The organism is Enterobacter cloacae complex sp. 385G4, assembly GCF_057320665.1.
In genome coordinates this window covers 527,180-551,932 of sequence record NZ_JBXWDD010000002.1, presented here as the reverse complement: position 1 = coordinate 551,932, position 24,753 = coordinate 527,180, and the positions used below count along the sequence as shown (strand labels likewise).

At 58.7% G+C, this 24,753-nt stretch carries 24 protein-coding genes; 14 read left to right on the top strand and 10 right to left on the bottom strand.

All coding sequences use genetic code 11. The annotated features are described in order from the left end of the window. Nucleotides 1-157: 157 nt before the first annotated feature. The 4 genes from phoH to efeU all read right to left on the bottom strand — a co-directional run bounded on the left by phoH (nucleotide 158) and on the right by efeU (nucleotide 4,736). Nucleotides 158-946, bottom strand: coding sequence for a phosphate starvation-inducible protein PhoH (gene phoH / locus AC2FAJ_RS10455; RefSeq protein WP_024908976.1), 789 nt, complete (start codon nucleotides 944-946; stop codon nucleotides 158-160). A 499-nt stretch (nucleotides 947-1,445) separates the two neighbouring features. After that, nucleotides 1,446-2,729, bottom strand: coding sequence for an iron uptake transporter deferrochelatase/peroxidase subunit (efeB, locus tag AC2FAJ_RS10450; protein ID WP_028012667.1), 1,284 nt, complete (start codon nucleotides 2,727-2,729; stop codon nucleotides 1,446-1,448). Nucleotides 2,730-2,734: 5 nt separating this feature from the next. Further along, the gene (efeO, locus tag AC2FAJ_RS10445; protein ID WP_028012666.1) at nucleotides 2,735-3,862 is read right to left on the bottom strand and encodes an iron uptake system protein EfeO; all 1,128 of its coding nucleotides are present in this window, start codon (nucleotides 3,860-3,862) and stop codon (nucleotides 2,735-2,737) included. 40 nt (nucleotides 3,863-3,902) lie between these two features. Beyond that, nucleotides 3,903-4,736, bottom strand: a complete 834-nt coding sequence (gene efeU / locus AC2FAJ_RS10440; protein WP_028012665.1) for an iron uptake transporter permease EfeU — start codon at nucleotides 4,734-4,736, stop codon at nucleotides 3,903-3,905. 251 nt (nucleotides 4,737-4,987) lie between these two features. On the opposite strand from efeU, the gene AC2FAJ_RS10435 reads away from it, so the two are divergent. After that, a complete protein-coding gene (locus AC2FAJ_RS10435) occupies nucleotides 4,988-6,172 on the top strand; it encodes a NupC/NupG family nucleoside CNT transporter (protein ID WP_047368266.1) in 1,185 nt (394 codons plus the stop codon). 48 nt (nucleotides 6,173-6,220) lie between these two features. Here the strand turns inward: AC2FAJ_RS10435 and AC2FAJ_RS10430 are convergent, their stop codons facing one another. Further along, complete coding sequence (locus AC2FAJ_RS10430) at nucleotides 6,221-6,640, bottom strand: DUF3574 domain-containing protein (protein ID WP_041910545.1); 420 nt, start codon at nucleotides 6,638-6,640, stop codon at nucleotides 6,221-6,223. A 115-nt stretch (nucleotides 6,641-6,755) separates the two neighbouring features. Then, nucleotides 6,756-8,264 carry a sodium/proline symporter PutP gene (putP, locus tag AC2FAJ_RS10425; protein WP_485454111.1) on the bottom strand — a complete coding sequence of 503 codons (1,509 nt, stop codon included), beginning with the start codon at nucleotides 8,262-8,264 and terminating at the stop codon, nucleotides 6,756-6,758. Between the two features lie 422 nt (nucleotides 8,265-8,686). Between putP and putA the strand changes: the two genes are divergently transcribed. Further along, nucleotides 8,687-12,649, top strand: coding sequence for a trifunctional transcriptional regulator/proline dehydrogenase/L-glutamate gamma-semialdehyde dehydrogenase (gene putA, locus AC2FAJ_RS10420; protein ID WP_485454110.1), 3,963 nt, complete (start codon nucleotides 8,687-8,689; stop codon nucleotides 12,647-12,649). A gap of 51 nt (nucleotides 12,650-12,700) precedes the next feature. Then, entirely contained in the window at nucleotides 12,701-13,096 is a 396-nt protein-coding gene (locus AC2FAJ_RS10415; RefSeq protein ID WP_041910548.1) for a lysozyme inhibitor LprI family protein, read from the top strand. On the opposite strand, the gene rutR is transcribed toward AC2FAJ_RS10415, so the two are convergent. Then, a complete protein-coding gene (gene rutR, locus AC2FAJ_RS10410) occupies nucleotides 13,093-13,731 on the bottom strand; it encodes an HTH-type transcriptional regulator RutR (RefSeq protein ID WP_028012659.1) in 639 nt (212 codons plus the stop codon). The two genes, AC2FAJ_RS10415 and rutR, sit on opposite strands and share 4 nt — an antisense overlap. A 245-nt stretch (nucleotides 13,732-13,976) precedes the next feature. Here rutR and rutA point away from each other — a divergent pair, with 245 nt between their 5' ends. Genes rutA through rutG form a run of 7 tightly spaced genes read left to right on the top strand, consistent with a single transcriptional unit; the run spans nucleotide 13,977 to nucleotide 19,411 of the window. Then, on the top strand, nucleotides 13,977-15,068 hold the full coding sequence (rutA, locus tag AC2FAJ_RS10405; protein ID WP_248112074.1) for a pyrimidine utilization protein A: 1,092 nt from the start codon (nucleotides 13,977-13,979) through the stop codon (nucleotides 15,066-15,068). Continuing rightward, nucleotides 15,068-15,757, top strand: coding sequence for a pyrimidine utilization protein B (gene rutB / locus AC2FAJ_RS10400; RefSeq protein ID WP_028012657.1), 690 nt, complete (start codon nucleotides 15,068-15,070; stop codon nucleotides 15,755-15,757). Before rutA ends, rutB begins: the two co-directional genes overlap by 1 nt. A gap of 11 nt (nucleotides 15,758-15,768) precedes the next feature. Next, complete coding sequence (gene rutC / locus AC2FAJ_RS10395) at nucleotides 15,769-16,155, top strand: pyrimidine utilization protein C (RefSeq protein ID WP_236307357.1); 387 nt, start codon at nucleotides 15,769-15,771, stop codon at nucleotides 16,153-16,155. Between the two features lie 7 nt (nucleotides 16,156-16,162). Then, nucleotides 16,163-16,963, top strand: coding sequence for a pyrimidine utilization protein D (gene rutD / locus AC2FAJ_RS10390; RefSeq protein WP_028012656.1), 801 nt, complete (start codon nucleotides 16,163-16,165; stop codon nucleotides 16,961-16,963). 9 nt (nucleotides 16,964-16,972) lie between these two features. After that, nucleotides 16,973-17,563 (top strand): malonic semialdehyde reductase, encoded by a 591-nt coding sequence (locus AC2FAJ_RS10385; protein WP_041910551.1) that lies wholly within the window; start codon nucleotides 16,973-16,975, stop codon nucleotides 17,561-17,563. A 12-nt stretch (nucleotides 17,564-17,575) separates the two neighbouring features. Continuing rightward, entirely contained in the window at nucleotides 17,576-18,067 is a 492-nt protein-coding gene (gene rutF / locus AC2FAJ_RS10380) for an NADH-dependent FMN reductase RutF (protein WP_047364261.1), read from the top strand. Between the two features lie 21 nt (nucleotides 18,068-18,088). Continuing rightward, the gene (rutG, locus tag AC2FAJ_RS10375; protein ID WP_047364260.1) at nucleotides 18,089-19,411 is read left to right on the top strand and encodes a pyrimidine utilization transport protein G; all 1,323 of its coding nucleotides are present in this window, start codon (nucleotides 18,089-18,091) and stop codon (nucleotides 19,409-19,411) included. A 109-nt stretch (nucleotides 19,412-19,520) separates the two neighbouring features. Here rutG and AC2FAJ_RS10370 read toward each other — a convergent pair whose 3' ends face one another. Both AC2FAJ_RS10370 and AC2FAJ_RS10365 read right to left on the bottom strand, forming a co-directional pair. After that, on the bottom strand, nucleotides 19,521-20,441 hold the full coding sequence (locus AC2FAJ_RS10370) for a DMT family transporter (protein WP_485454109.1): 921 nt from the start codon (nucleotides 20,439-20,441) through the stop codon (nucleotides 19,521-19,523). Nucleotides 20,442-20,558: 117 nt separating this feature from the next. After that, a complete protein-coding gene (locus tag AC2FAJ_RS10365) occupies nucleotides 20,559-20,729 on the bottom strand; it encodes a con-10 family general stress protein (RefSeq protein WP_059354485.1) in 171 nt (56 codons plus the stop codon). Between the two features lie 390 nt (nucleotides 20,730-21,119). Here AC2FAJ_RS10365 and wrbA point away from each other — a divergent pair, with 390 nt between their 5' ends. Continuing rightward, on the top strand, nucleotides 21,120-21,716 hold the full coding sequence (gene wrbA / locus AC2FAJ_RS10360; protein WP_041910554.1) for an NAD(P)H:quinone oxidoreductase: 597 nt from the start codon (nucleotides 21,120-21,122) through the stop codon (nucleotides 21,714-21,716). Nucleotides 21,717-21,734: 18 nt separating this feature from the next. Beyond that, the gene (locus tag AC2FAJ_RS10355; protein WP_048958427.1) at nucleotides 21,735-21,962 is read left to right on the top strand and encodes a YccJ family protein; all 228 of its coding nucleotides are present in this window, start codon (nucleotides 21,735-21,737) and stop codon (nucleotides 21,960-21,962) included. 32 nt (nucleotides 21,963-21,994) lie between these two features. Here the strand turns inward: AC2FAJ_RS10355 and agp are convergent, their stop codons facing one another. Further along, nucleotides 21,995-23,236: a bifunctional glucose-1-phosphatase/inositol phosphatase gene (gene agp / locus AC2FAJ_RS10350; RefSeq protein WP_193359507.1), complete on the bottom strand. Its 1,242-nt coding sequence runs from the start codon at nucleotides 23,234-23,236 to the stop codon at nucleotides 21,995-21,997. 152 nt (nucleotides 23,237-23,388) lie between these two features. Between agp and AC2FAJ_RS10345 the strand changes: the two genes are divergently transcribed. Next, entirely contained in the window at nucleotides 23,389-23,832 is a 444-nt protein-coding gene (locus AC2FAJ_RS10345) for a winged helix-turn-helix transcriptional regulator (RefSeq protein WP_028012647.1), read from the top strand. A 125-nt stretch (nucleotides 23,833-23,957) separates the two neighbouring features. Next, nucleotides 23,958-24,752 (top strand): SDR family NAD(P)-dependent oxidoreductase, encoded by a 795-nt coding sequence (locus AC2FAJ_RS10340; RefSeq protein WP_028012646.1) that lies wholly within the window; start codon nucleotides 23,958-23,960, stop codon nucleotides 24,750-24,752. Nucleotide 24,753: the final 1 nt, after the last annotated feature.

The following is a 24,753-nucleotide window of genomic DNA, read 5'->3' as shown; positions in this document are numbered from 1 at the left end:
CTGCCCGCAGGGCGAGCGAAGCGAGTCAATCCCCCCCGGTGCTATATTCAGCTCGGTGCGGCCTGAGACCCTCACCCTAACCCTCTCCCCAGGGCGAGAGAATAAATTGCACATAAAACAAAGCCCGGTTTCCCGGGCCTTGAACACAACAGCAAACTCAGTAATACGCTTGCAGCGTGCGCTGACAGAGCGCCGAGCGCACGCAGTCCTCTTTGGTGAAACGAACCACCCCAATCATCTCATCTTCCTCAAAACGTGACATGGCGTCGCTGAGGCCGGACTTCACGCCCGACGGCAGGTCACACTGGGTAATATCGCCGTTGACGATAACCGTCACGTTCTCCCCGAGGCGCGTTAAAAACATCTTCATTTGCGCAGCGGTCACGTTCTGAGCCTCGTCAAGAATAACGACCGCATTTTCAAATGTACGTCCGCGCATATAGGCGAACGGCGCGATTTCCACCTTGCCAATCTCTGGTCGCAGGCAGTACTGCATAAAGGATGCACCCAGTCTCTTCACCAGCACGTCATAGACGGGCCTGAAGTACGGAGCAAACTTCTCCGAAATATCGCCGGGCAGGAAGCCGAGATCTTCATCAGCTTGCAGTACAGGACGGGTAACAATAATGCGCTCCACGTCCTTATGGATCAGTGCTTCCGCTGCTTTGGCTGCACTGATCCAGGTTTTCCCGCATCCGGCTTCACCGGTTGCAAAGATGAGCTGTTTACTCTCGATAGCATTCAGGTAGTGCGCCTGAGCCTCATTGCGCGCCACAATTGGAGAATTATCACGGCTGTCTCTGGCCATGCCAATTGCTTCTACGCCACTCATCTGCACAAGCGAGGTGACCGATTCTTCTTCACGCTGTTTATGGCTACGTGAGTCCCGTCTCAGCACACGTTTTGCTTCGCGACGAGCTTTGATCACTGCTTTTTGTCTTCCCATGGATAGCACCTTGAGTTGTTGGTATTCATCACACGCGCCAGCTTCGGCACGATTATGCGCACGAACATCAGAGGGTTGGCTTCCTTGTAAGCCATTGCTTGCTTTATCAGATGACGATACAGAACGGCTACGCGCACCGGTCTGCACGTCGGTCGAATCAGATTCTTGAGGTGTGGGGGAGAATTTAGTGGTGAGGAAATCGCTGCCGGAGTCTGAGCCTCCGCGCCGGGTGCTGCGGTTGTTATGTTTACCTTGTCCAGTACAGGACGCAACCATTCGCGATCTCCATAGTGATTCAGCATCACTGCCGGGAACTACCGCTGTCTTATCTTAAGTACATCAGGAGTTATCATAAATGCAACATTTATTTTACCTGAATGCAACTTTTAAGACTGTTCCTGCAGCGGAATCAGTCTTATATATGAATATTACAGAAATATAACAATAAGATAGTCATATGAAAAAATAATGTCCCCGCGAACTATCGCAGGGACGATTATCAGGCTTCCATCAGCCCTTGTGCGAGATACGCGCCAGCATCGCGCGCGCCGGGCAGGGCAAAGAAATAGCCGCCGCCGATGGGCTTAATGTACTCTTCCAGCGCTTCGCCGTTTAACCGCTTCTGCACGGTCAGGAAGCCTTTCTCCAGATCGTGCTGATAGCAGACGAACAGCAGCCCCATATCAAGCTGGCCGGAATTGGTCACGCCCAGCGAATAGCTGTAGCCACGGCGCATCATCAGGCTGGACTGCGTCTCTTTGGTGCGCGGGTTGGCAAGGCGAATATGGCTGTCGAGCGCGATAACGTCGCCATCCGGGTCGTTCGCGTAGTCCGGCACATCATGCTCGTGCTTCATGCCCAGCGGCGCCCCGCTCTGCTTGTCGCGGCCAAAAATCGTCTGCTGCTCTTTCAACGGTGTGCGGTCCCAGAACTCCACGTGGAACTGAATAATGCGCACAGCCTGGTAGCTGCCGCCCACCGCCCATGCGGGTTCCCCCTGATCTGCCGTCACCCACACCACGTCTTTCATCAGCGCCGCATCGCTGCTGTCCGGGTTGGCCGTGCCGTCCTTAAAGCCCAGCAGGTTAACCGGCGTCTCTTTGCCTTTGCTGCGGGCGGCGTGGTCAGAGATAAACCCTTCCCGCTTCCAGCGCACGCTCAGCAGATCCGGCGTGTGCTTGATGATATCGCGCAGGGCGTGGATCACCGTGTCCTGAGTATTGGCACAAATCTGCAGGAGCAGATCGCCGTGGCACAGCGCCGCGTCGAGGGAGTCATTCGGGAAGCGCGTCATCTTCTGCAGCGCGTTCGGCTTCTGTTTTGCCAGGCCGTAGCGGCCATCAAACAGCGACTCCCCTACCGACACGGTAATGGTCAGGTTATCCGGCGCGATAAACGCCCCGAGGATACCGGAATCCATCGGCGGCAGGCGGGGGTTCGGCGTATCCGGTGCCGGCCCGCCCGCGGTAAGAAACGCGATACGCGCCGTCAGCAGGCGGAACAGACGCTCCAGATCCGCCTTGTCGCTGGCCAGCGAATCAAAGGCCACCAGCATCATGGAAGCCTGCTGCGGCGTGAGAATACCCGCCTGGTGCGCGCCATAAAACGGCTGGGTCTCCATGCGGGCATCCGGCGAGAGCGTACCGGGCGCGCTCTGCGGTTTCGCCGCATGCGCCACCGGGCAACCTCCCGCCAGGGCAAACGCGCCGCCCAGCGCCCCTACCCCTTTTAACAAACGACGTCGGGAAGGTTCCGCCACGTCGAATTCTTCGTGCTTGTTCATCGTGCTTAGTCCAGACCCAGTACGCCGCGCAGCAAGGAGAGATCTTCCGCTAGCGTCGTAATCGGGCCTTTCAGCGCGTTACGGTCGGCGTCGGTCAGCTTGTCGTAGGTTTCGAACCCGTCTTTGGTACGGTACTTCGCCAGGATGGTATCGACCTTTTTGAAGTTGGCATCTACTTTCGCCAGCAGTTCGCCGTTCTCTTTCTGCAGCTGAGGACGCAGCAGCTCGACAATCTTCTGCGCACCGTCGACGTTGGCCTGGAAGTCCCACAGGTCGGTATGGCTGTAGCGATCTTCTTCACCGCTGATTTTGCTCGCGGCCACTTCTTCAATCAGACCGGCCGCGCCGCCCACCACCTTCGACGGCGGGAAGGCAAGCTCGCTGATGCGCTTTTGCAGCTCCAGCACGTCGGTGTTCAGCTGCCCGGCGTATTTCTCCATTCCTTTGGTGGAGTTATCGCCAAACAGGGCTTTTTCCAGACGGTGGAAGCCGGTGAATTTCGGATCGGCGGCCTTCTGCTCGTAGTCATCTTCGCGGGCATCAATGCTGCCGTCGAGGTCAGAGAACAGCTCGGCAATCGGCTCGATGCGCTCGTAGTGCTGACGGGTTGGCGCGTACAGGGATTTCGCTTTTTCGATATCGCCCGCTTTCACGGCGTCGGTGAAGGCTTTGGTGCCCGTGACCAGGTCCGCCGTCTCTTTGGTGACGTAGGCTTTATAGGCGGTGATAGCGTCGCCCAGGCTCAGCAGGGCCGTGCCTTTGGCCGCGTCCGCCGTCGCTGCACCTTTGACGATCAGCTTGCCTTTAGGGTTGGTCAGCAGGCCGCAGGTCATGTCGTATTCACCCGGCTGCAGGTTGGCGGTCATCTTCTGGCTGAAGCCCGGCGCGATGTTCTCGCGCTCTTCCACCACCATCACGCCTTTGAGGATCTCCCACTCCAGCGCCTTCTGGCTGTGGTTCTGGATGATAAACTGGGTTTTACCGCTGTTAACCGTGATGGTCATCGGCTCGCACTGCTTATCGTTAACGGTGACTTTTACCTGCGGAATATCCGCAGCCTGCGCAGCGAATGCAGAAGCGAACAGCGCGGCAATGCCTGCGCACAATGCACTACGACGAAACTGAATTGCCATGACTCTTCCCTTAAAAAGTATGTTGTAACTAAAACAATAATTACGGCGCAACGCGCGACGCCTGCGAACCGGTACGCGGCGGCATCGCGAACAGCACCAGCGCCGGAACCAGATAGATAAAGTACATCGCCACTTCGCTGACGCTCGGCGTTTCCTGGTAGCCGAAGATGCCTTCGAGCAGGGTGCCGGTCAGTGAATGGGTGGAGAGAACGTTGCTGAGATCGAACGCCACGTCCTGGAAGTGGTTCCACAGGCCCGCCTCGTGGAAGGCGCGGATCGCCCCTGCCGCCAGCCCCGCGGCCACCAGCAGAATGAACAGGCTGGTCCATTTAAAGAAGGCGCCCAGGTTGAGGCGAATGCCGCCCCAGTAGAGCAGAAAGCCCAGCACCACCGCCGTTGCCAGACCGAGCATGGCACCCAGCGGCGGCCAGATGCCCACATCCTGCTGGAATGCCGCCAGCAGGAAGAAAACCGATTCCAGACCCTCGCGTGCCACGGCGAAAAAGACCATCATAATCAGCGCCCAGCCGTGGTGATTCCCCTTCTGCAGGGCGTTATCCACCGCCTGCTCCAGCTGCACCTTCACGTTGCGGGAAACTTTGCGCATCCAGAAGACCATCCACGTCAGGATGAACACCGCAATCACGGCGACGATACCTTCAAACAGCTCCTGCTCTTTCTGCGGGAATTCGCCGGTGGTTTCATTGATGAGGATACCTAAGCCCAGGCAGAGCGCCGCGGCAAGGAAGACGCCAACCCACATCACGCCAATCCAGCGCCCACGCTGGGTGCGCTTCAGATAGCTGGCGATAAGGCTGACAATCAGGGCCGCTTCAAGGCCTTCACGTAACATAATGAGAAATGGAACAAACATGCCGACACCTTAAATGTTAATCGCGGTCAACTGATGCAAAGAAAGGTAAATTCTTGTGATAGTGATTATCATTACGGCAGAAGGAAACACAAGCGAAATGTGTGGTGATTTGATGACGAGTTGTAAACTCAAAGCCTGTTAATAGTTGCCGCCGTTACCGTTAAGTTTATAAGTTATAATAAAAATGCCCATTTACGGTTAACCAGTGCTGTGGCTAAATATCCGCCTCAAAAACCAACCGAAAATATTCCATGTTTAAGATTGTCCATTTCCTGCTGGCGCTGGTGATTATTCTTGCGCTTGCCTGGCTGGTGAGTTTCGACCGCCGAAAAATTCGCATTCGTTATGTTTTACAGCTGATTGTTATTGAAATTGCCCTGGCGTTCTTTTTCCTGCACGCCGAAAGCGGGCTATTCCTGATTAAATACGTTTCCGGCTTCTTTGAGTCACTGCTGAAATTTGCCTCGGAAGGGACGAATTTCGTCTTTGGCGGAATGGGAGAAAAAGGGCTGGCGTTTATTTTCCTCGGCGTGCTGTGTCCGATTATTTTTATTTCCGCACTGATTGGTATTCTCCAGCACTGGCGGATCCTGCCGATTTTTATTCGAATCATCGGGACGCTGCTGTCAAAGCTGAACGGGATGGGCAAGCTGGAATCGTTCAACGCGGTGAGCTCGCTGATCCTTGGCCAGTCGGAAAACTTCATTGCCTATAAAGGCGTGCTGGGGGATCTCTCCTCTCGTCGTCTGTTCACCATGGCGGCCACGGCCATGTCGACGGTCTCCCTGTCGATTGTCGGTGCCTATATGACCATGCTCGACGCCAAATTTGTCGTTGCCGCGCTGATCCTGAACATGTTCAGCACCTTTATTATTCTCTCGGTCATTAACCCGGTACGTCCGGAAGCCGAGCCGGATATCAAGCTGGAAAAACTGCATGAATCCCAGAGCTTCTTTGAAATGCTGGGCGAGTATATTCTGGCCGGTTTTAAGGTGGCGATGATTATTCTGGCGATGCTGATTGGCTTTATCGCCCTCATCAGCGCCGTTAACGCCCTCTTCTCCAGCGTATTCGGCATGAGCTTCCAGCAGATCCTGGGCTATGTGTTTTATCCGCTGGCGTGGCTTATCGGGATTCCACTCAGCGATGCGTTAAACGCGGGAAGCATTATGGCAACCAAGCTGGTGGCGAATGAATTTGTGGCGATGATTGAACTGCAAAAAATTGCTCATGAAATGTCACCGCGCGGGCTGGGTATTTTGTCCGTCTTCCTGGTGTCGTTCGCTAACTTCGCCTCCATCGGCATCGTCGCCGGGGCGATTAAGGGGCTGAACGAGCAGCAGGGCAACGTGGTGTCGCGGTTTGGTCTGCGCCTGGTATACGGTGCGACGCTGGTGAGCCTGCTGTCGGCGAGCTTTGCGGGATTAGTGCTGTAAATAGCTTTGCTACAAAACAACAACGGCGGGTTATCCCGCCGTTTTTTATTAAAACTGTACGCACACCGGCTGGTCGACTCGCATCACCGATTCCTGCGCGAAACGAGACTTATAGATCCCGCGCAACGCTTCGATGTTCTTCTCGCTCTGCGCGTCTTTACCGTGGATGAGCATCAGCGCCTTGCTCGGTTCACGCGCCACTTTTCCGTCGTTGCCCAGCCACTGCCCGCGCGCATCAAACACCGTTAAGCCATCGCGAAAACGCGGCGTCACGTCCTGGTCAACAAACTGCTGCCACTCGCTGCTGGTAATCTGCGCCCCTGCCGGGCGATTCAAGCCAAAATAGAGCGTGGTCTGCTGCATCTGGTTATCCGCTTTGCAAGTCTCTACCGCCGCATGTTGCGATGGCGCATTGCAGCCCGCCAGCATCAATAATGCCGCTGCCATTACCCCTGTTTTGATGGTCATGTATCGCTATCCTCATTGTTATAAGCACATGGATATCACAGGAAAATACGAATTTTGGCAAGAAAAAAGCCGGGTGCGCTTGCGCTTACCCGGCCTACGGTGTTACGTGGGAAAATTATTCTGCCTGAAGCTTAGTCGGCGGCGCAGTGTGGTAGTGCGCATCCGCTTCCGCAAAGCGCTTCTGCATAGAGGCAGACGGGGCTTTACCCAGCAGGCTGAACACTACAATACCGATGCTGCCGAAGATGAATCCCGGAATGATTTCGTACAGGCCCAGCCACGCGAACTGCTTCCAGACGATGACGGTCACCGCACCGATGATCATCCCCGCCAGCGCGCCGTTGCGGGTCATGCGTGACCACATGACGGAGAACAGCACCACCGGCCCAAACGCGGCACCGAAGCCCGCCCACGCGTAGCTCACGAGACCCAGCACGCGGTTTTCCGGGTTGGCTGCCAGCGCAATGGCTACCAGCGCCACCACCAGCACCATAAAGCGCCCTACCCACACCAGCTCTTTCTGGCTCGCATTTTTACGCAGGAAGGCCTTGTAGAGATCTTCGGTGATTGCACTGGAGCAAACCAGCAGCTGACAGCTCAGGGTGGACATCACCGCCGCCAGGATCGCGGAGAGCAAAATACCGGCAATCCACGGGTTAAACAGGATCTGCGCCAGCTCGATGAACACGCGCTCGGCGTTCTGGTTCACCGCGCCCGCCTGCGCCGGGTTATTGCTGAAGTAGGCGATACCGAAGAAGCCGACCGCACACGCGCCCGCCAGACACAGGATCATCCACGTCATGCTGATGCGACGCGCGTGAACGATGGTGTGGTGAGAATCCGCCGCCATGAAGCGCGCCAGAATGTGCGGCTGGCCGAAGTAGCCCAGGCCCCAGCCCATCAGGGAGACGATGGCGACGAAGTTCAGCCCTTTAAGCATATCGACGTTTTCGATGCTCTTCTGCTTGATCACTTCCAGCGATTCGCCAAAGCCGCCGACGGTGAAAATGACAATCACCGGGGTCAGGATCAGGGCGAAAATCATCAGGCTCGCCTGCACGGTATCGGTCCAGCTTACCGCCAGGAAACCGCCCACGAAGGTATAGAGGATGGTGGCTGCCGCACCGGCCCACAGGGCGGTTTCATAGCTCATGCCGAAGGTGCTTTCGAACAGGCGCGCGCCCGCCACGATGCCGGAGGCACAGTAGATGGTGAAGAACAGCAGGATCACCACCGCGGAGATAATGCGCAGAATGCGGCTGTTATCCTCAAAGCGTCCGGTGAAGTAATCCGGCAGCGTCAGAGCGTTGTTGTTGGCTTCGGTATGCACGCGCAGACGGCCTGCCAGCAGCTTCCAGTTGATCCACGCGCCGACGGTCAGGCCGATGGCGATCCAGCTTTCGGAGATACCGGAGATGAAAATCGCGCCCGGCAGCCCCATCAGCAGCCAGCCGCTCATGTCTGAAGCGCCCGCAGAGAGTGCGGTGACCATTGGGCCTAAGCTGCGCCCGCCAAGGATGTAGTCGTCAAAGTTTTTAGTGGAACGCCATGCCAAAAACCCTATCAGGATCATGCCAAAAATATAAACGAGAAATGTCACCAGCATCGGTGTGCTAATAGCCATTCAAATTCTCCAAAATGTCGAGCGACAACCGTCCGGGTTGCCTTGTTATGTCATCACCGGAACGTAGTGATGTGTGTATGTGTTTCCGTTGGGCGCGCTATCCTGCCGTATACGCTTCCCACTGACAAACGATTTAACACTGCATTTACATGAATTTCATCCCTGGTTTTATACGTCTTTCCTATAGGTTGCACTCGCTCACATTTATACGGGTTGCACCTTTGAAAAGTGTTAAGCACCGCATAAAAACAGGCTTCGCATGCAGAAGCCAGCGCTTTTTTCCAGCTAACCATTCGTTAACAATCCATTCATTTTCCAGCTTGCAAACCAGGTCACATTTAACACGGTTGCACAAAGTTGCAACATGGTGGATATTTCACGCTATCAACAGAACGCTATTACAGAACAACAGGAGTTTTGGCATGGGGATGACCACCATGGGGGTTAAGCTGGATGACGCTACCCGCGAACGGATTAAAACCGCTGCGACCCGCATCGACCGCACACCGCACTGGTTAATCAAGCAGGCGATTTTTAACTATCTGGAAAGACTGGAGAGTGAAGAAGGCCTGCCGGAGCTGCCTGCCCTGCTGGCGGGCGCAGCGAACGAAAGCGAAGAGGCCGCGACGACTGTGGAAGAGAACCACCAGCCGTTCCTGGAATTTGCCGAGCAGATCCTGCCGCAGTCCGTCAGCCGCGCCGCCATTACCGGCGCCTACCGCCGCGCCGAAACCGACGCCGTGCCGATGCTGCTGGAGCAGGCCCGCCTGCCGGAAGCCGTTGCCGCCCAGGCGCACAGCCTGGCGTATCAGTTAGCCGACAAGCTGCGCAACCAGAAAACAGCCACCGGCCGCGCCGGGATGGTGCAGGGCCTGTTGCAGGAGTTCTCCCTCTCCTCACAGGAGGGCGTGGCGCTGATGTGCCTGGCGGAAGCGCTGCTGCGTATTCCGGATAAAGCTACCCGCGACGCGCTGATCCGCGACAAGATCAGCAACGGCAACTGGCACTCCCACATTGGCCGCAGCCCGTCGCTGTTCGTCAACGCCGCCACCTGGGGTCTGCTGTTTACCGGCAAGCTGGTCTCCACCCATAACGAAGCCAACCTGTCACGCTCTCTGAACCGCATTATCGGCAAGAGCGGCGAGCCGCTGATCCGCAAAGGCGTGGACATGGCGATGCGCCTGATGGGCGAGCAGTTCGTCACCGGGGAAACCATTGCCGAAGCGCTGGCGAACGCCCGCAAGCTGGAGGACAAAGGTTTCCGCTACTCCTATGACATGCTGGGCGAAGCGGCGCTCACCGCCGCCGATGCGCAGGCCTACATGGTCTCTTACCAGCAGGCGATCCACGCCATCGGTAAAGCGTCCAACGGTCGCGGTATTTATGAAGGTCCGGGCATCTCTATTAAGCTCTCTGCCCTGCACCCGCGCTACAGCCGTGCGCAGTATGACCGGGTGATGGAAGAGCTCTATCCGCGCCTGAAGTCCCTGACCCTGCTGGCGCGCCAGTATGACATCGGCATTAATATCGACGCCGAAGAGGCTGACCGTCTGGAGATCTCCCTCGATCTGCTGGAAAAACTGTGCTTCGAGCCGGAACTGGCAGGCTGGAACGGGATTGGCTTCGTTATCCAGGCCTACCAGAAACGCTGCCCGTTCGTCATTGATTACCTGATTGACCTGGCCAGCCGCAGCCGTCGCCGCCTGATGATCCGCCTGGTGAAAGGCGCCTACTGGGACAGCGAAATCAAACGCGCCCAGATGGAAGGTCTGGAAGGCTATCCGGTCTATACCCGCAAGGTCTACACCGACGTCTCTTACCTCGCGTGCGCGAAAAAACTGCTCGGCGTGCCGAACCTGATTTATCCGCAGTTCGCGACCCACAACGCCCATACCCTGGCGGCGATCTACAGCCTGGCCGGGCAGAACTACTATCCGGGCCAGTACGAGTTCCAGTGCCTGCACGGCATGGGCGAACCGCTGTACGAGCAGGTCACCGGTAAAGTGGCGGACGGCAAGCTGAACCGCCCGTGCCGCATCTATGCCCCGGTGGGCACCCACGAAACCCTGCTGGCGTACCTGGTGCGTCGTCTGCTGGAGAACGGGGCGAACACCTCCTTCGTTAACCGCATCGCCGACACCACCCTGCCGCTCGACGAACTGGTGGCCGATCCGGTGCAGGCCGTTGAGAAGCTGGCGGCGCAGGAAGGCCAGATTGGTCTGCCGCATCCGAAAATTGCCCTGCCGCGCGAGCTGTACGGCGCGGGCCGCGTCAACTCGGCGGGCCTGGATCTGGCGAACGAACACCGTCTGGCGTCGCTCTCCTCTGCCCTGCTCAACAGCGCATTGCAGAAGTGGCAGGCTAAACCGATCCTTGAGCAGTCCGTTGAGGACGGTGAAATGCAGCCGGTGATCAACCCGGCAGAGCCGAAGGACATCGTCGGCTACGCGCGTGAAGCAACCGAAGCAGAAGTGGAACAGGCGCTGGAGAGCGCGGTGAACAACGCGCCAATCTGGTTCGCCACCCCGCCGCAGGAGCGTGCCGCCATTCTGGAACGTGCCGCGGTGCTGATGGAAGATCAGATGCAGCAGCTCATCGGCATTCTGGTGCGCGAAGCGGGTAAAACCTTCAGCAACGCCATCGCCGAAGTGCGCGAGGCGGTCGACTTCCTGCACTACTACGCCGGTCAGGTGCGCGATGATTTCGACAACGAAACGCACCGTCCGCTCGGTCCGGTGGTCTGTATCAGCCCGTGGAACTTCCCGCTGGCCATCTTCACCGGCCAGATTGCCGCCGCCCTTGCCGCAGGCAACAGCGTGCTGGCGAAACCGGCAGAGCAAACCCCGCTGATTGCCGCCCAGGGCATCAACATTCTTCTGGAAGCAGGCGTTCCGGCGGGCGTGGTGCAACTGCTGCCAGGGCGCGGTGAAACGGTGGGCGCCAAACTCACCTCCGATAACCGCGTGCGCGGCGTGATGTTTACCGGTTCGACCGAAGTGGCCTCCCTGCTGCAACGCAACATCGCCACCCGTCTGGATGCGCAGGGTCGTCCTACCCCGCTTATCGCCGAAACCGGCGGCATGAACGCCATGATTGTTGACTCCTCCGCCCTCACCGAGCAGGTGGTGGTTGACGTGCTGGCCTCCGCCTTCGACAGCGCTGGTCAGCGCTGCTCCGCCCTGCGCGTGCTGTGCTTACAGGATGACGTGGCTGACCACACGCTGAAGATGCTGCGCGGCGCGATGGCGGAATGCCGCATGGGCAACCCGGGCCGTCTCACCACCGACATCGGGCCGGTGATCGACGCGGAAGCCAAAGCCAACATTGAAAACCACATTCAGGCCATGCGCGCCAAAGGCCGTCCGGTGTTCCAGGCGGTGCGCGAGAACAGCGAAGATGCCCGCGAGTGGCGTACGGGCACCTTTGTGCCGCCAACGCTGATCGAGCTGGCGAGCTTCGACGAGCTGAAAAAAGAGGTCTTCGGCCCGGTGCTTCACGTGGTGCGTTACAACCGTAACAACCTCAACGCGCTTATCGACCAGATCAACGCCTCCGGCTACGGCCTGACGCTCGGCGTGCATACCCGTATCGACGAGACCATTGCGCAGGTCACCGGCACGGCCAAAGTCGGCAACCTGTACGTCAACCGCAACATGGTTGGCGCGGTCGTGGGCGTGCAGCCGTTCGGCGGCGAAGGCCTCTCCGGTACGGGTCCGAAAGCGGGCGGCCCGCTCTACCTGTATCGTCTGCTGGCGAACCGTCCTGAGAACGCACTGGGAGTCACCCTGGCGCGTCAGGATGCGGAGTATCCGGTGGATGCGCAGCTGAAAACCGTGCTGACCCAGCCGCTGGAGGCGCTGATTAAGTGGGCTGATAACCGTCCTGAACTGCGTGCGATTGCGCAGCAGTACGGCGAGCTGGCGCAGGCCGGTACCCAGCGTCTGCTGCCGGGGCCGACAGGCGAGCGCAACACCTGGACGCTGATGCCGCGCGAACGCGTACTGTGCGTGGCGGATAACGAGCAGGACGCGCTGGTACAGCTGGCCGCCGCGATGGCCACCGGGTGTGAAGTGCTGTGGCCGGACGATGCGCTGCATCGCGATCTCGCCAAACAGCTGCCGAAAGCGGTTTCGGCCCGCATTCGCTTTGCGAAGGCCGATGCCCTGCTGACCCAGCCGTTTGACGCGGTGATCTACCACGGTGATTCCGACCAGCTGCGCGAGCTGTGCGAGCAGGTGGCGGCCCGCAGCGGGGCGATTGTTTCCGTGCAGGGCTTCGCCCGCGGGGAAACCAACCTGCTGCTGGAGCGTCTGTACGTGGAGCGCTCGCTCAGCGTCAACACCGCAGCGGCGGGCGGTAACGCCAGCCTGATGACTATCGGCTAACGCTGTGCTAATAAGGCTCCGGAGACGGAGCCTTATTTTATTGGGGAGTATATGAAACGATATCTTATCGCCGGTGCGGCACTGCTGCTCAGCACTAGCGCGCTTGCCAACGAGTGCGACAACGCCACTACGCAGCTTGAACTGAATACCTGTAGCGCGCAGCAGTACCAGGCAGCCGATAAAAAACTCAACCAGACCTATCAGGCCGCCATCAAACGCGCGGCGGCCCCCCAGCGCGACCTGCTGAAAAAAGCGCAGCAGGCGTGGATTACCCTGCGCGACGCGGACTGCGCGTTTATCGGTTCGGGGACGGAAGGCGGGAGCGTCCAGCCAATGATTGTTAACCAGTGCCTGGCGGAAAAAACCGTGGAGCGCGAGGCGTTTCTGGCCTCGCTGATGCAGTGTGAAGAGGGCGACTTAAGCTGCCCTCTCCCGCCGGGCAATTAACGCACGCGGATCCCTTCGATAATCATCCGCTGCACGTTTTCGAGGGTGCTCTGGAAAAACGCCTCGTCCTGGAGCGTTTTACCGGTTACCGCCTCGACCTGGGCCGCAAAGTCAGCGTAATGCTGGGTTGCGGCCCAGATCATAAAGATCAGGTGCTGCGGGTCGACCGGGGCCAGCTTACCGCTGGCAACCCATCCGGCGATAATCGCCGACTTATCGTCCACCAGCTGCTTTAAATCCCCCGTCAGCTCCGCCTGTAGCAGCGGCGCGCCCTGCAGCATCTCAAGACAAAACAGCCTTGACGCCTGCGGGTAATCGCGCGACACCTCGAGCTTCAGGCGAATGTACTCCTCGATAGCCACCAGCGGGGCCAGCTCTTCGCGAAATGCCTTGAGCGGCGCCAGCCAGATATCGAGGATCTGCTGCATCACCGCCACATACAGCGCCTCTTTCGACGGGTAATAGTAGAGCAGATTGGTTTTAGACACCCCGGACTGCTCCGCCACCTGCTCCAGGCGCGTGCCGTGAATGCCAAACTGTGAAAAGGTCTCCAGCGCGGCGCTGAGGATCGCCTGCTTCTTGGCGCTCACCGCCTGCGAACGTTTTCCGGGTGTTTTCACTGCGCCTTGTGTCATTTCCGCTCTCCATTTTCTTTCCTGCGCTCAGCATAGCAAAACCCCCGCCTCGCCACGACCTTCTGCACTCCCATCGCGCATGAGTGCCTGTTTTCTGTGCAATGTTTTTGACCATTTAGTCCACATTTAGCGGCATCAATTCCCCAACCTCCCATTAACACATTAATAACACAAGCGTTTTCAAAACTGGCATTGCCTTTGCAAAACCACCGTTACACCTGCGACGTAATGAAGAGAGGTTCGTGATGAAAATTGGCGTATTTGTACCCATCGGCAACAACGGCTGGCTTATCTCGACCACTGCACCGCAGTACATGCCGACCTTTGAGCTGAACAAAGCCATCGTGCAGAAAGCGGAGCACTACCATTTCGACTTTGCGCTTTCGATGATCAAGCTGCGCGGCTTTGGCGGCAAAACGGAATTCTGGGATCACAACCTGGAGTCCTTCACACTGATGGCCGGGCTGGCAGCGGTTACCTCGCGGATCCAGATCTACGCCACCGCGGCCACCCTCACCCTTCCGCCCGCGATCGTGGCACGCATGGCCTCCACCATCGACTCCATCTCCGGAGGGCGCTTTGGCGTTAACCTGGTCACCGGCTGGCAAAAACCGGAGTACGAGCAGATGGGACTCTGGCCGGGGGACGATTACTTCTCCCGTCGCTACGACTACCTGACCGAATACGTACAGGTGCTGCGCGACCTGTGGGGCACCGGCAAAAGCGACTTCAAAGGCGACTTCTTTACCATGAACGACTGCCGCGTCAGCCCGCAGCCGTCGGTGCCGATGAAGGTGATTTGCGCCGGGCAGAGCGACGCGGGGATGGAATTCTCCGCGAAATACGCCGACTTTAACTTCTGCTTCGGCAAAGGCGTTAACACCCCTGCCGCCTTTGCCCCGACCGCCACGCGCATGAAGGAGGCCGCCGACAAAACCGGGCGCGACGTGGGCTCGTACGTGCTGTTCATGGTCATTGCCGACGAAACCGACGACGCCGCACGCGCCAAATGGGAACGGTATAAGGACGGCGCTGACGACGAAGCCCTGAGCTGGCTTACCGAGCAGAGCCAGAAAGACACCCGTTCCGGCGCAGACACCAACGTGCGTCAGATGGCCGACCCGACCTCCGCCGTCAATATCAACATGGGCACGCTGGTCGGCTCGTATGCCAGCGTTGCCAGGATGCTCGACGAAGTGGCGGCCGTACCCGGCGCGGAGGGCGTCCTGCTGACCTTCGATGATTTCCTCACCGGCGTGGAAACCTTCGGCGAGCGCATCCAGCCGCTGATGCAGTGCCGCGCCCACATTCCTGCCGTCACGAAGGAGGTGGCGTAATGACGACCTTAAACGCTCGCCCGGAAGCCATCACCTTTGCGCCGCAGCAGAGCGCGCTGATTGTGGTAGACATGCAAAACGCCTATGCCAGCCAGGGCGGTTATCTGGATCTGGCGGGGTTCGACGTCTCCGCCACAAGGCCTGTGATCGAGAACATCAAAACCGCCGTCGCCGCCGCGCGCGCGGCGGGAATGCTCATCATCTGGTTCCAGAACGGCTGGGACGACCAGTACGTCGAAGCCGGTGGCCCCGGCTCACCCAACTTCCACAAATCCAACGCCCTGAAAACCATGCGTAAACGGCCCGAACTGCAGGGCAAGCTGCTGGCCAAAGGCGGCTGGGATTATCAGCTGGTGGATGAGCTGGTCCCGCAGGCGGGCGATATCGTCCTGCCGAAACCGCGCTACAGCGGCTTTTTCAACACCCCGCTCGACAGCCTGCTGCGCAGCCGGGGCATTCGCCACCTGGTGTTCACCGGCATTGCCACCAACGTCTGCGTGGAATCGACCCTGCGCGACGGCTTTTTCCTCGAGTATTTCGGCGTGGTGCTGGAAGACGCGACCCATCAGGCCGGGCCGGAATTCGCCCAAAAGGCAGCTTTGTTCAATATCGAAACCTTTTTTGGCTGGGTCAGTAACGTTGCGGATTTCTGCGACGCCCTGAATCCTCCGCTCGCCCGTATCGCCTGAGGAGACACACGATGCCGAAATCCGTAATCATCCCGCCGGGCACCAGCACGTCCATCGCCCCGTTTGTCCCCGGCACCCTCGCCGACGGCGTGGTGTATGTCTCCGGCACGCTGCCGTTTGATAAAGACAACAACGTGGTATTTATCAACGACCCAAAGGCGCAAACCCGCCACGTGCTGGAGACGATCAAAACAGTGATCGAAACGGCGGGTGGCACCATGGAGGACGTGACCTTCAACAGCATCTTTATCACCGACTGGAAAAACTACGCCGCGATTAACGAAATCTACGCCGAGTTCTTCCCCGGCGATAAACCGGCGCGGTTCTGCATTCAGTGTGGGCTGGTAAAACCGGACGCGCTGGTTGAGATCGCCACCGTTGCGCACATCGCGAAGTGAGGCAGGCATGAAACTTTCCGTCTCGCCGCCGCCGTACGAGGGTGCGCCCGTGGTGGTCTTTATTTCCGGTCTCGGCGGCAGCGGCAGCTACTGGCTGCCCCAGCAGGCCGCGCTGGAGCCGGAGTATCAGGTGGTGTGCTATGACCAGCGGGGAACGGGCAATAACCCCGACACCCTGCCGGAGGGTTACAGCCTTGCGCAGATGGCAGACGAGCTCGCCCAGGCGCTGGCTGACGCAGGCATTGCGCGCTACAGCGTCGTCGGACACGCGCTCGGTGCGCTGGTCGGCCTGCAGCTGGCCCTCGACAGGCCAGACGCCCTCACCGCGCTGGTGTGCGTCAACGGCTGGCTGACCCTCAATGCCCACACCCGCCGCTGTTTTGACGTTCGCGAGCGGCTGCTGCATTCCGGCGGCGCGCAGGCGTGGGTCGAGGCGCAGCCGCTGTTTCTCTACCCGGCAGACTGGATGGCCGCCCGCGCGCCGCGTCTGGAGGCCGAAGAAGCGCTGGCGCTGGCCCATTTCCAGGGTAAAACCAACCTGCTGCGCAGGCTCAGCGCCCTGAAAAAAGCAGACTTCCGCCGCCAGTCCGCACGCATTCGCTGCCCGGTTCACATTATCTGTTCCGCCGACGACGTGCTGGTGCCGTCCGTCTGTTCCGCTGAACTGCACGCCGCCCTCCCGCACGCCCACAAAACGGTCATGCGCCAGGGCGGACATGCCTGCAACGTCACCGAGCCGGACACCTTTAACACCCTGCTGCTGAACGGGCTTGCCAGCCTGCTGCACAGCCCTGAACCCGCTTTATAAGGAGCTTTAATGAGCGAAGCCATTACCCCCGCCGCGCTGGAAACGCTGTTCACCGGTGCTCGCACCCACAACGGCTGGCTGGATATGCCGGTCAGCGACGAGACGCTGCGCGAGATGTATGACCTGATGAAATGGGGCCCGACGTCTGCCAACTGCTCACCGGCGCGCATTGTCTTTGTGCGAAGCGCAGAGGGAAAAGAGAAGCTGCGCCCGGCGCTCTCCAGCGGCAACCTCGAGAAAACGCTTACCGCCCCGGTGACAGCGATTGTCGCCTGGGACGGGGAATTCTACGAACGCCTGCCCGAGCTGTTCCCGCACGGCGATGCCAGAAGCTGGTTTACCGCAAGCCCCGCGCTGGCGGAAGAGACGGCCTTTCGCAACAGCTCAATGCAGGCCGCGTATCTGATTTTCGCCTGTCGCGCCCTGGGGCTGGACACCGGCCCGATGTCGGGCTTTGACCGACAAAAGGTCGACGAGGCCTTTTTCACCGGCACAACGCTTAAAAGCAACCTGCTGATCAACATTGGCTATGGCGATACGCGCAAACTTTACGGGCGCCTGCCGCGCCTGACCTTCGACGATGCCTGCGGACTGGCGTAAGGAGCGATCGTGATGACACCCGATAAACAAACCTTTCGCGACGCCATGGCCTGCGTCGGCGCGGCGGTCAACATCATCACCACCGACGGCCCGGCGGGGATGGCGGGCTTCACCGCCAGCGCGGTATGCAGCGTCACGGATTCCCCTCCCACCCTGCTGGTGTGCCTGAACCGCGGCGCGTCGGTCTGGCCCACGTTCAGCGAAAACCGCACCCTGTGCGTGAATACCCTGAGTGCCGGACAGGAGTCTTTATCCAATCTGTTTGGCGGCAAAACGCCGATGGCGGAACGCTTTACCGCCGCCCGCTGGCAGACGGGCGACACGGGCTGCCCGCGTCTGGAGGATGCGCTGGCCTCGTTTGACTGCCGCATCAGTCAGGTGGTCAGCGTCGGTACTCACGACATTCTGTTTTGCGACATCGTATCGATTATTCGCCACCCCGCCCCGCAAGGTCTGGTGTGGTTTGACCGCAGCTACCACGCGCTTATGCGACCCGCCTGCTAAGGCGCTTTAAGGAGACAGACCATGTTCGGATTTCCCCACTGGCAGTTGAAATCGACCTCCACTGAAGCAGGCGTGGTCGCGCCGGATGAACGCCTCCCGCTCGGGCAAACCATGGTGATGGGCGTCCAGCATGCGGTCGCGATGTTTGGCGCGACGGTATTGATGCCGATGCTGATGGGGCTCGATCCCAACCTGTCTATTCTGATGTCGGGAATCGGCACCCTGCTGTTCTTTTTTGTCACCGGCGGGCGCGTGCCCAGCTACCTGGGATCCAGCGCCGCCTTTGTCGGCGTGGTCATCGCCACTACCGGTTTTAACGGCCAGGGGATCAACCCCAACCTGAGCGTGGCCCTCGGCGGCATCATCGCCTGCGGGCTGGTCTATACCCTGATTGGTCTCGTTGTGATGAAGATCGGCACGCGCTGGATCGAACGGATGATGCCCCCCGTCGTCACCGGCGCGGTGGTGATGGCGATAGGCCTGAACCTCGCGCCGATTGCGGTGAAAAGCGTCTCCGCTTCGCCGTTTGAAAGCTGGATGGCGGTGATCACGGTGCTGTGCATCGGCCTGGTGGCAGTCTTTACGCGCGGGATGATCCAGCGTCTGCTGATCCTGGTCGGGCTGATTGTCGCCTGTCTGATCTACGCCCTGCTGGCGAACGTGTTCGGCATGGGCAAGCCGGTCGATTTTACCCTGCTTCATCAGGCAGCCTGGTTCGGTCTGCCGCAGGTGACCTCGCCCACCTTTAACACGCAGGCGATGATGCTTATCGCCCCGGTGGCGGTGATCCTGGTGGCGGAAAACTTAGGGCACCTGAAGGCGGTGGCGGGAATGACCGGGCGCAGCATGGATCCGTACATGGGCCGCGCGTTCGTCGGCGACGGGCTGGCGACCATGCTCTCAGGCTCCGTGGGCGGCAGCGGCGTGACCACCTATGCGGAAAACATCGGCGTGATGGCGGTGACCAAGGTCTACTCAACGCTGGTCTTCGTGGCGGCGGCGGTAATGGCGATCCTTCTTGGTTTCTCACCGAAGTTCGGCGCACTGATCCACACCATTCCGTCACCGGTCATCGGCGGCGCGTCGATTGTGGTGTTCGGGCTGATCGCCGTGGCCGGGGCGCGCATTTGGGTGCAGCATCGGGTTGACCTCAGCCAGAACAGCAACCTGATCATGGTGGCCGTCACGCTGGTGCTGGGCGCGGGCGATTTTGCCCTGACGCTGGGCGGGTTTACGATTGGCGGGATTGGTACGGCGACCTTCGGCGCGATCCTGCTTAACGCCCTGCTGAGCCGCCGGAAAGGGGATGTGGCGCAGGGGGAAGCCATCACCCCGTCCACCTGATATGTGTGTCACTTTCTTGCCGGGTGACGCTATGCTTACCCGGCCTACAGTTGGGATGTAGGCCCGCGCAAGCGTAGCGCCGCCGGGCAAAACGGTAGCGTGCGCGTTGTTAGCTATCTGCACCTTGTTCAGCACCTACCCCGGCAATCGCCTTACGTCGTTTTTTTAACTTCAACTCGCTCACCAGCACCCCGGCGACAATAAACGCCGCGCCCACCAGCGCCAGCAGCGGTAAACGCTCGCCGGCCAGTCGTCCGAAAATGCCCGCCCAGACCGGTTCACCGGTGTAGATCACCGTCGCCCGCGTTGGCGATACGCTGCGCTGTGCCCAGTTCATGGTCACCTGGATAATGGCGCTGAAGATGCCAAGCCCCAGCGCGACCACCACCAGCCCCGTGGACATCGGCGGCACGGATTCCCCGGCTGGCACCATCGTCGCGAAGGCCACCAGCGACGCCGTCGCGAGCTGCACCACCGTCACGCGCTTGACGTCCACTTTCCCAGCCCAGGCGCTGATCAAAATAATTTCCGCCGCGATGGCAATGGCCCCGACGAGGGTAATGATCTCGCCCGGCCCCAGCGCCAGCAGGTTATTTTCCGGCCCGGCTAATAAAATCAGGCCGATAAACGCCAGCACGATGCCAATGCAGGACATCAGCCCCGGTAGCCGTCCGAGGCATAACCATTGCAGCAGCGGCACCAGCGGCACGTACATGGCGGTAATAAAAGCGGATTTGCTGCTGGAGATGGTCTGCAATCCCCACGTCTGCAGGCTGTAGCCCATCGCTATCGCAATCCCAATCGCCACGCCGGCCTTGAGTTCCTTCAGCGTCAGACCCCGCAGCGTTTTAAGGGAGATCAGCCCCACGGCTATCGCCGCTGTCGCAAAGCGCAGGCCGACAAAAAAGAACGGATCGCTGAGGGTCACCGCGTACTGGACGGCAAGAAAGGTCCCGCCCCAGAACATGGTGATGAGAATAAGGATGGCTTCCTGCGGTTTTATGGAGAATTTAAAGCGTAAGACGGACATGCGACACCAACAAGTGAGATCAATTCTGTAGTGTGCGTTGCCTTTGGTTACAGTTCAATGTTGCAGACATAAAAAAAACCGCCGGGAAACCCGGCGGCAGGGAGTCAACCCGGCGTACTACTTACTGCTGCCGTGGCTATTTTTACCCCCTTTTTTACCAGCCTCTGATGCGCGCTGAGGGTCGTTCTTGAAGTTACCCCCGCTAGACTGGCCACCTTTACGACCTGCTTCTGATGCTCTTTCACGGTCTTCAGCGAAATTACCTGAACCACCACGATGGTTTGCCATCTCTAACCTCCAGAGTGTGAAACATTAGACATCATATTGCATTCAGTAAAAGAGGATTCTTTCACCTCGCGGCTAAAGGACAGGGCCTTTATCTGTGCCGCGTGAAACTAAGCTTAGTGGACTGAGGCTATCCGGCAAGCCACGGGTAATATTCTGCAACATGATATCCGCCTTTCGGGTCAGATAACGCGACGGAAATCTATAAGCCTTTCTTATCATTTTAAAATTCGACGCCCAGAAAGTTGTTTCATTTTGCTACAGCACCTTATTGTAACCATGTTGTTATAAATCAAAGAAATGCCGTTCATTTTTGCAGTCTGGCCGTGATGTCATATCTTTAAATGAACGCAGCGATCCGCTGTCAGAAAAACCAACGAGGAGTGATGCAAAATGGCAAAAGTTCTGGTGCTCTATTATTCCATGTATGGACACATTGAAACCATGGCTCACGCGGTAGCAGAAGGTGCAAACAGAGTGGACGGCGTTGAGGTTGTGGTAAAACGCGTACCGGAAACCATGCAGGCGGAAGCGTTCGCCAAAGCCGGGGGAAAAACACAAAATGCCCCGGTCGCCACCCCGCAGGAGCTGGCGGAGTATGATGCCATTATCTTCGGCACCCCGACCCGCTTCGGCAATATGTCAGGCCAGATGCGTACCTTCCTCGATCAAACCGGCGGGCTCTGGGCATCCGGGGCGCTGTACGGCAAACTCGCCAGCGTATTCAGCTCCACCGGTACCGGCGGCGGCCAGGAGCAGACGATTACCTCAACCTGGACTACCCTTGCTCATCATGGGATGGTGATTGTGCCAATTGGCTACGGCGCGCAGGAGCTGTTTGACGTTTCCCAGGTGCGCGGCGGGACGCCGTACGGCGCAACCACCATTGCCGGTGGGGATGGCTCACGTCAGCCAAGCAATGAAGAACTCTCCATCGCCCGCTATCAGGGTGAATACGTCGCGGGTCTCGCTAAAAAACTGAACGGCTAACCCAACAGGAGGAAAAGTATGCCAACACAGGAATCCAAAGCTCACCACGTGGGCGAATGGGCAAGTTTACGCAACACCTCTCCGGAGATTGCCGAAGCCATCTTTGAAGTCGCGAACTACGACGAAAAGCTGGCCGAGCAGATTTGGGAAGAAGGCAATGATGAAGTGCTGATTCGCGCCTTCAAAAAAACGGACAAAGACTCGCTCTTCTGGGGCGAGCAAACCATCGAACGTAAAAACGTCTAAGCGTTTCCCCCCGCCATGCGGGGGGTTCTCTCTTACTTCGCCGCGTTATTCATCACCGCATTGAATTTATCAACCGGACAGAAGCCGTTCGCGTCCACCGGACAGCCCTTCAGCTCCAGCGTCACGCGCTGCGCGGGCGACTGCAATGACAGCACGCTGGCGTTGCGTAGCTGCTCCGCGCTCTGGTAGACATACTCAATTTTCATCAGCTCCTGATTGCTGTTTTTGTCGTGCCAACGCTGGAAGACAATCTTGCCGCCGATCGGGGTCCGTTCCTGCTGGTCATGCAGCTGATACGGCTTGAAATCCAGCGCGGTGAGCAGTGAAGCGATGTTCGAATCGTGCCCTACCAGCAGAGTAATCTTAGGCGCTTTCGCCTGTTCGGTGACCAGCGTTTTATCGATATATTTCACCAGCGGCTTCGCCACGTTTTGCGCCACCTCGGTGGAGGTAAACAGCGAGTCCTGATAGCCGTTCTTCAGCTTCGACAGCACGCGCCACTGCTGGTCGGTCTTGATTTCACCCCAGGCCACCTGGTCGGCCGGGAACCCTTCGTAATACTGCAGCGTGAACGCGTCCACCAGCGAGTTACCCACCTTCAGCGGCCCGGATACGCCAGGCTCTTTTTCATAGTCGGCGCTGAAGGTATCTTTCGCGTCCGCCAGGGAGCAGACTTTTTTCTCTTTGCAGGACGGGGAATCGGCGTAATTTGTCATCTGCTCCAGCAGCTTATAGCTTTCGCCAAGCTGCATTTTCTGCCGCTCGGTCTCCATCGCCTTCAGCGCTTTTTCGCGGAATTCCGGCGAGTTATCGGTAATCACCGGATTGAAGGTCGGATCCATGGTGCCCATTTTTTCCTGATGGTGCACAGGAACGTCGCAGCCCGGGAACGCGCCGGTGATAAAGAACTGCGCGGTGGCGACAGTACGCTGCAGGCTGTTGGCGTAAGCATAAACGCTATCCGCTGGCGGACACTCTCCCGTCTTCACCATCCCCTGCTCTGCCAGCCACTCGCGCATGTAATGGCCCATATAGACTTCCAGCACGCCGCCTTTGGTGGTGAGCTGACCGCCCGGCACGTCCCACTCCGGCCACTGCTTCGGCGTGGACTGCTCCAGCACGCTGCCGTTGTTAGCGAGCGGTGCGCGCAGGTTGTGACGGCTCATGATTAACACCTGCTCAAGCTGATAGCCTTTCGGCGTCTCCTGCGCCTGTGCGCCAAAGGTCATTGAAAGGGTACCTGCCACGGCCACTGCGAGTAGTGCTTTTCTCATCCCTCGTTCCTCACGTTTTTTTAATATTCCAGTGAGTGTGACAGATTCGTGACAGTTTTTTCGGGAAGCATTTCTCAAACTGATGATTAACGTGCTTACGGTGGGCGCTAATTAGTTTTATAATAAAACCATACCACACCGGAGACCTGACCGTGAAACGCACCCGCCTTGAAGAGAGCACCTGCCCCGTCGCCCGTTCGCTGGATATCATTGGCGACTGGTGGTCGCTGCTGATCGTTCGCGACGCGCTGCGCGGGATTAAACGCTTCGGTGAGTTTCAGAAAAGCCTCGGTATCGCAAAAAACATGCTCACCTCGCGGCTGAAGCTGCTGGTCGATGAAGGCATCCTCCGGCTTCAGCCCGCCTCCGACGGCAGCGCCTGGCAGGAATACGTTCTGACCGACAAGGGACGCGCACTCCAGACGGTGCTGGTTGCTCTCTCCCAGTGGGGCAATGAATTTTTGTTCGCGGAAAACGAATGCGGCACCGTTCTCGTCGATAGCGAACAGCGCAAACCCCTGCGTAAACTCGCGCTTATCGCCGACGATGGGCGCGAGCTGACGCCTGAAGAGATCGTGGCTAAACTCCCCTCCTGATCGTTCCCAACGGCAAAAGCACAAAATGCCCGGCAAAACGGTTGCATTATAAAACCAAATAGCAGAGAGTTAATTCAGTTTCATATTGAAACCAAATAACCCACTTTGCTTTGAGGTAACACATGATGACTACGCAAATCACCACCGCCTTAATTACCGGCGCCTCTTCCGGGATCGGGGCCGTCTATGCCGATCGCCTTGCCGCGCGCGGCGCTAACCTGGTCCTGGTCGCCCGCCGCGAGGATCGCCTGAAAACCCTCGCCGCCGACCTGCGCGCGCGCTATGGCGTGGCCGTCGCTATACTGGTGGCCGATCTCAGCGATGAAGCCGGGATCCGCGCCGTGGAAAATGAACTGCGCCACAATACCGCCATCGATACGCTGGTAAACAACGCGGGCACCGCGCAGATGGCCCCGTTCCTCGCGGGCGATGTGGCGCAGCATCAGGCCATCAACACCCTCAACACCACGGCGCTGATGCGTCTGACCTACGCCATCCTGCCCCGCCTGGCGCAGAACAATCGCGGGACGCTGATCAATATCGCCTCGGTGTTATCTCTCCATGTCCGTGCGGGCAGCGCGTTGTACAGCGCCACCAAAGCCTGGGTACTGAGCTTTACCCGCGGACTGCAGGAAGAATTTGCCGATAGCAGCGTGCGCATTCAGGCCGTGCTGCCCGCCGCGACGGCGACGGAGATCTGGAGCCATTCAGGGGTTACGGTGAACGATCTGCCGGAAGGGTCGGTGATGACCACCGATGATATGGTCGATGCTTCACTGGCGGGTCTGGATCAGGGCGAACAGATCACTATTCCGCCGATGCATGACGCCGCCCTGTGGGATCGCTACGAAGCGGCGCGCCTTGAGCTGTTTAACAGCGCGCGCACCGGGGTTCCGGCACCGCGCTACGTGAAACAGTAGC

Excerpts from the sequence above, each read along its gene's own strand:
- phoH (WP_024908976.1), bottom strand. The coding sequence starts at position 946 with ATGGGAAGACAAAAAGCAGTGATCAAAGCTCGTCGCGAAGCAAAACGT.
- efeB (WP_028012667.1), bottom strand. The coding sequence starts at position 2,729 with ATGAACAAGCACGAAGAATTCGACGTGGCGGAACCTTCCCGACGTCGT.
- efeO (WP_028012666.1), bottom strand. The coding sequence starts at position 3,862 with ATGGCAATTCAGTTTCGTCGTAGTGCATTGTGCGCAGGCATTGCCGCG.
- efeU (WP_028012665.1), bottom strand. The coding sequence starts at position 4,736 with ATGTTTGTTCCATTTCTCATTATGTTACGTGAAGGCCTTGAAGCGGCC.
- AC2FAJ_RS10435 (WP_047368266.1), top strand. The coding sequence starts at position 4,988 with ATGTTTAAGATTGTCCATTTCCTGCTGGCGCTGGTGATTATTCTTGCG.
- AC2FAJ_RS10430 (WP_041910545.1), bottom strand. The coding sequence starts at position 6,640 with ATGACCATCAAAACAGGGGTAATGGCAGCGGCATTATTGATGCTGGCG.
- putP (WP_485454111.1), bottom strand. The coding sequence starts at position 8,264 with ATGGCTATTAGCACACCGATGCTGGTGACATTTCTCGTTTATATTTTT.
- putA (WP_485454110.1), top strand. The coding sequence starts at position 8,687 with ATGGGGATGACCACCATGGGGGTTAAGCTGGATGACGCTACCCGCGAA.
- AC2FAJ_RS10415 (WP_041910548.1), top strand. The coding sequence starts at position 12,701 with ATGAAACGATATCTTATCGCCGGTGCGGCACTGCTGCTCAGCACTAGC.
- rutR (WP_028012659.1), bottom strand. The coding sequence starts at position 13,731 with ATGACACAAGGCGCAGTGAAAACACCCGGAAAACGTTCGCAGGCGGTG.
- rutA (WP_248112074.1), top strand. The coding sequence starts at position 13,977 with ATGAAAATTGGCGTATTTGTACCCATCGGCAACAACGGCTGGCTTATC.
- rutB (WP_028012657.1), top strand. The coding sequence starts at position 15,068 with ATGACGACCTTAAACGCTCGCCCGGAAGCCATCACCTTTGCGCCGCAG.
- rutC (WP_236307357.1), top strand. The coding sequence starts at position 15,769 with ATGCCGAAATCCGTAATCATCCCGCCGGGCACCAGCACGTCCATCGCC.
- rutD (WP_028012656.1), top strand. The coding sequence starts at position 16,163 with ATGAAACTTTCCGTCTCGCCGCCGCCGTACGAGGGTGCGCCCGTGGTG.
- AC2FAJ_RS10385 (WP_041910551.1), top strand. The coding sequence starts at position 16,973 with ATGAGCGAAGCCATTACCCCCGCCGCGCTGGAAACGCTGTTCACCGGT.
- rutF (WP_047364261.1), top strand. The coding sequence starts at position 17,576 with ATGACACCCGATAAACAAACCTTTCGCGACGCCATGGCCTGCGTCGGC.
- rutG (WP_047364260.1), top strand. The coding sequence starts at position 18,089 with ATGTTCGGATTTCCCCACTGGCAGTTGAAATCGACCTCCACTGAAGCA.
- AC2FAJ_RS10370 (WP_485454109.1), bottom strand. The coding sequence starts at position 20,441 with ATGTCCGTCTTACGCTTTAAATTCTCCATAAAACCGCAGGAAGCCATC.
- AC2FAJ_RS10365 (WP_059354485.1), bottom strand. The coding sequence starts at position 20,729 with ATGGCAAACCATCGTGGTGGTTCAGGTAATTTCGCTGAAGACCGTGAA.
- wrbA (WP_041910554.1), top strand. The coding sequence starts at position 21,120 with ATGGCAAAAGTTCTGGTGCTCTATTATTCCATGTATGGACACATTGAA.
- AC2FAJ_RS10355 (WP_048958427.1), top strand. The coding sequence starts at position 21,735 with ATGCCAACACAGGAATCCAAAGCTCACCACGTGGGCGAATGGGCAAGT.
- agp (WP_193359507.1), bottom strand. The coding sequence starts at position 23,236 with ATGAGAAAAGCACTACTCGCAGTGGCCGTGGCAGGTACCCTTTCAATG.
- AC2FAJ_RS10340 (WP_028012646.1), top strand. The coding sequence starts at position 23,958 with ATGACTACGCAAATCACCACCGCCTTAATTACCGGCGCCTCTTCCGGG.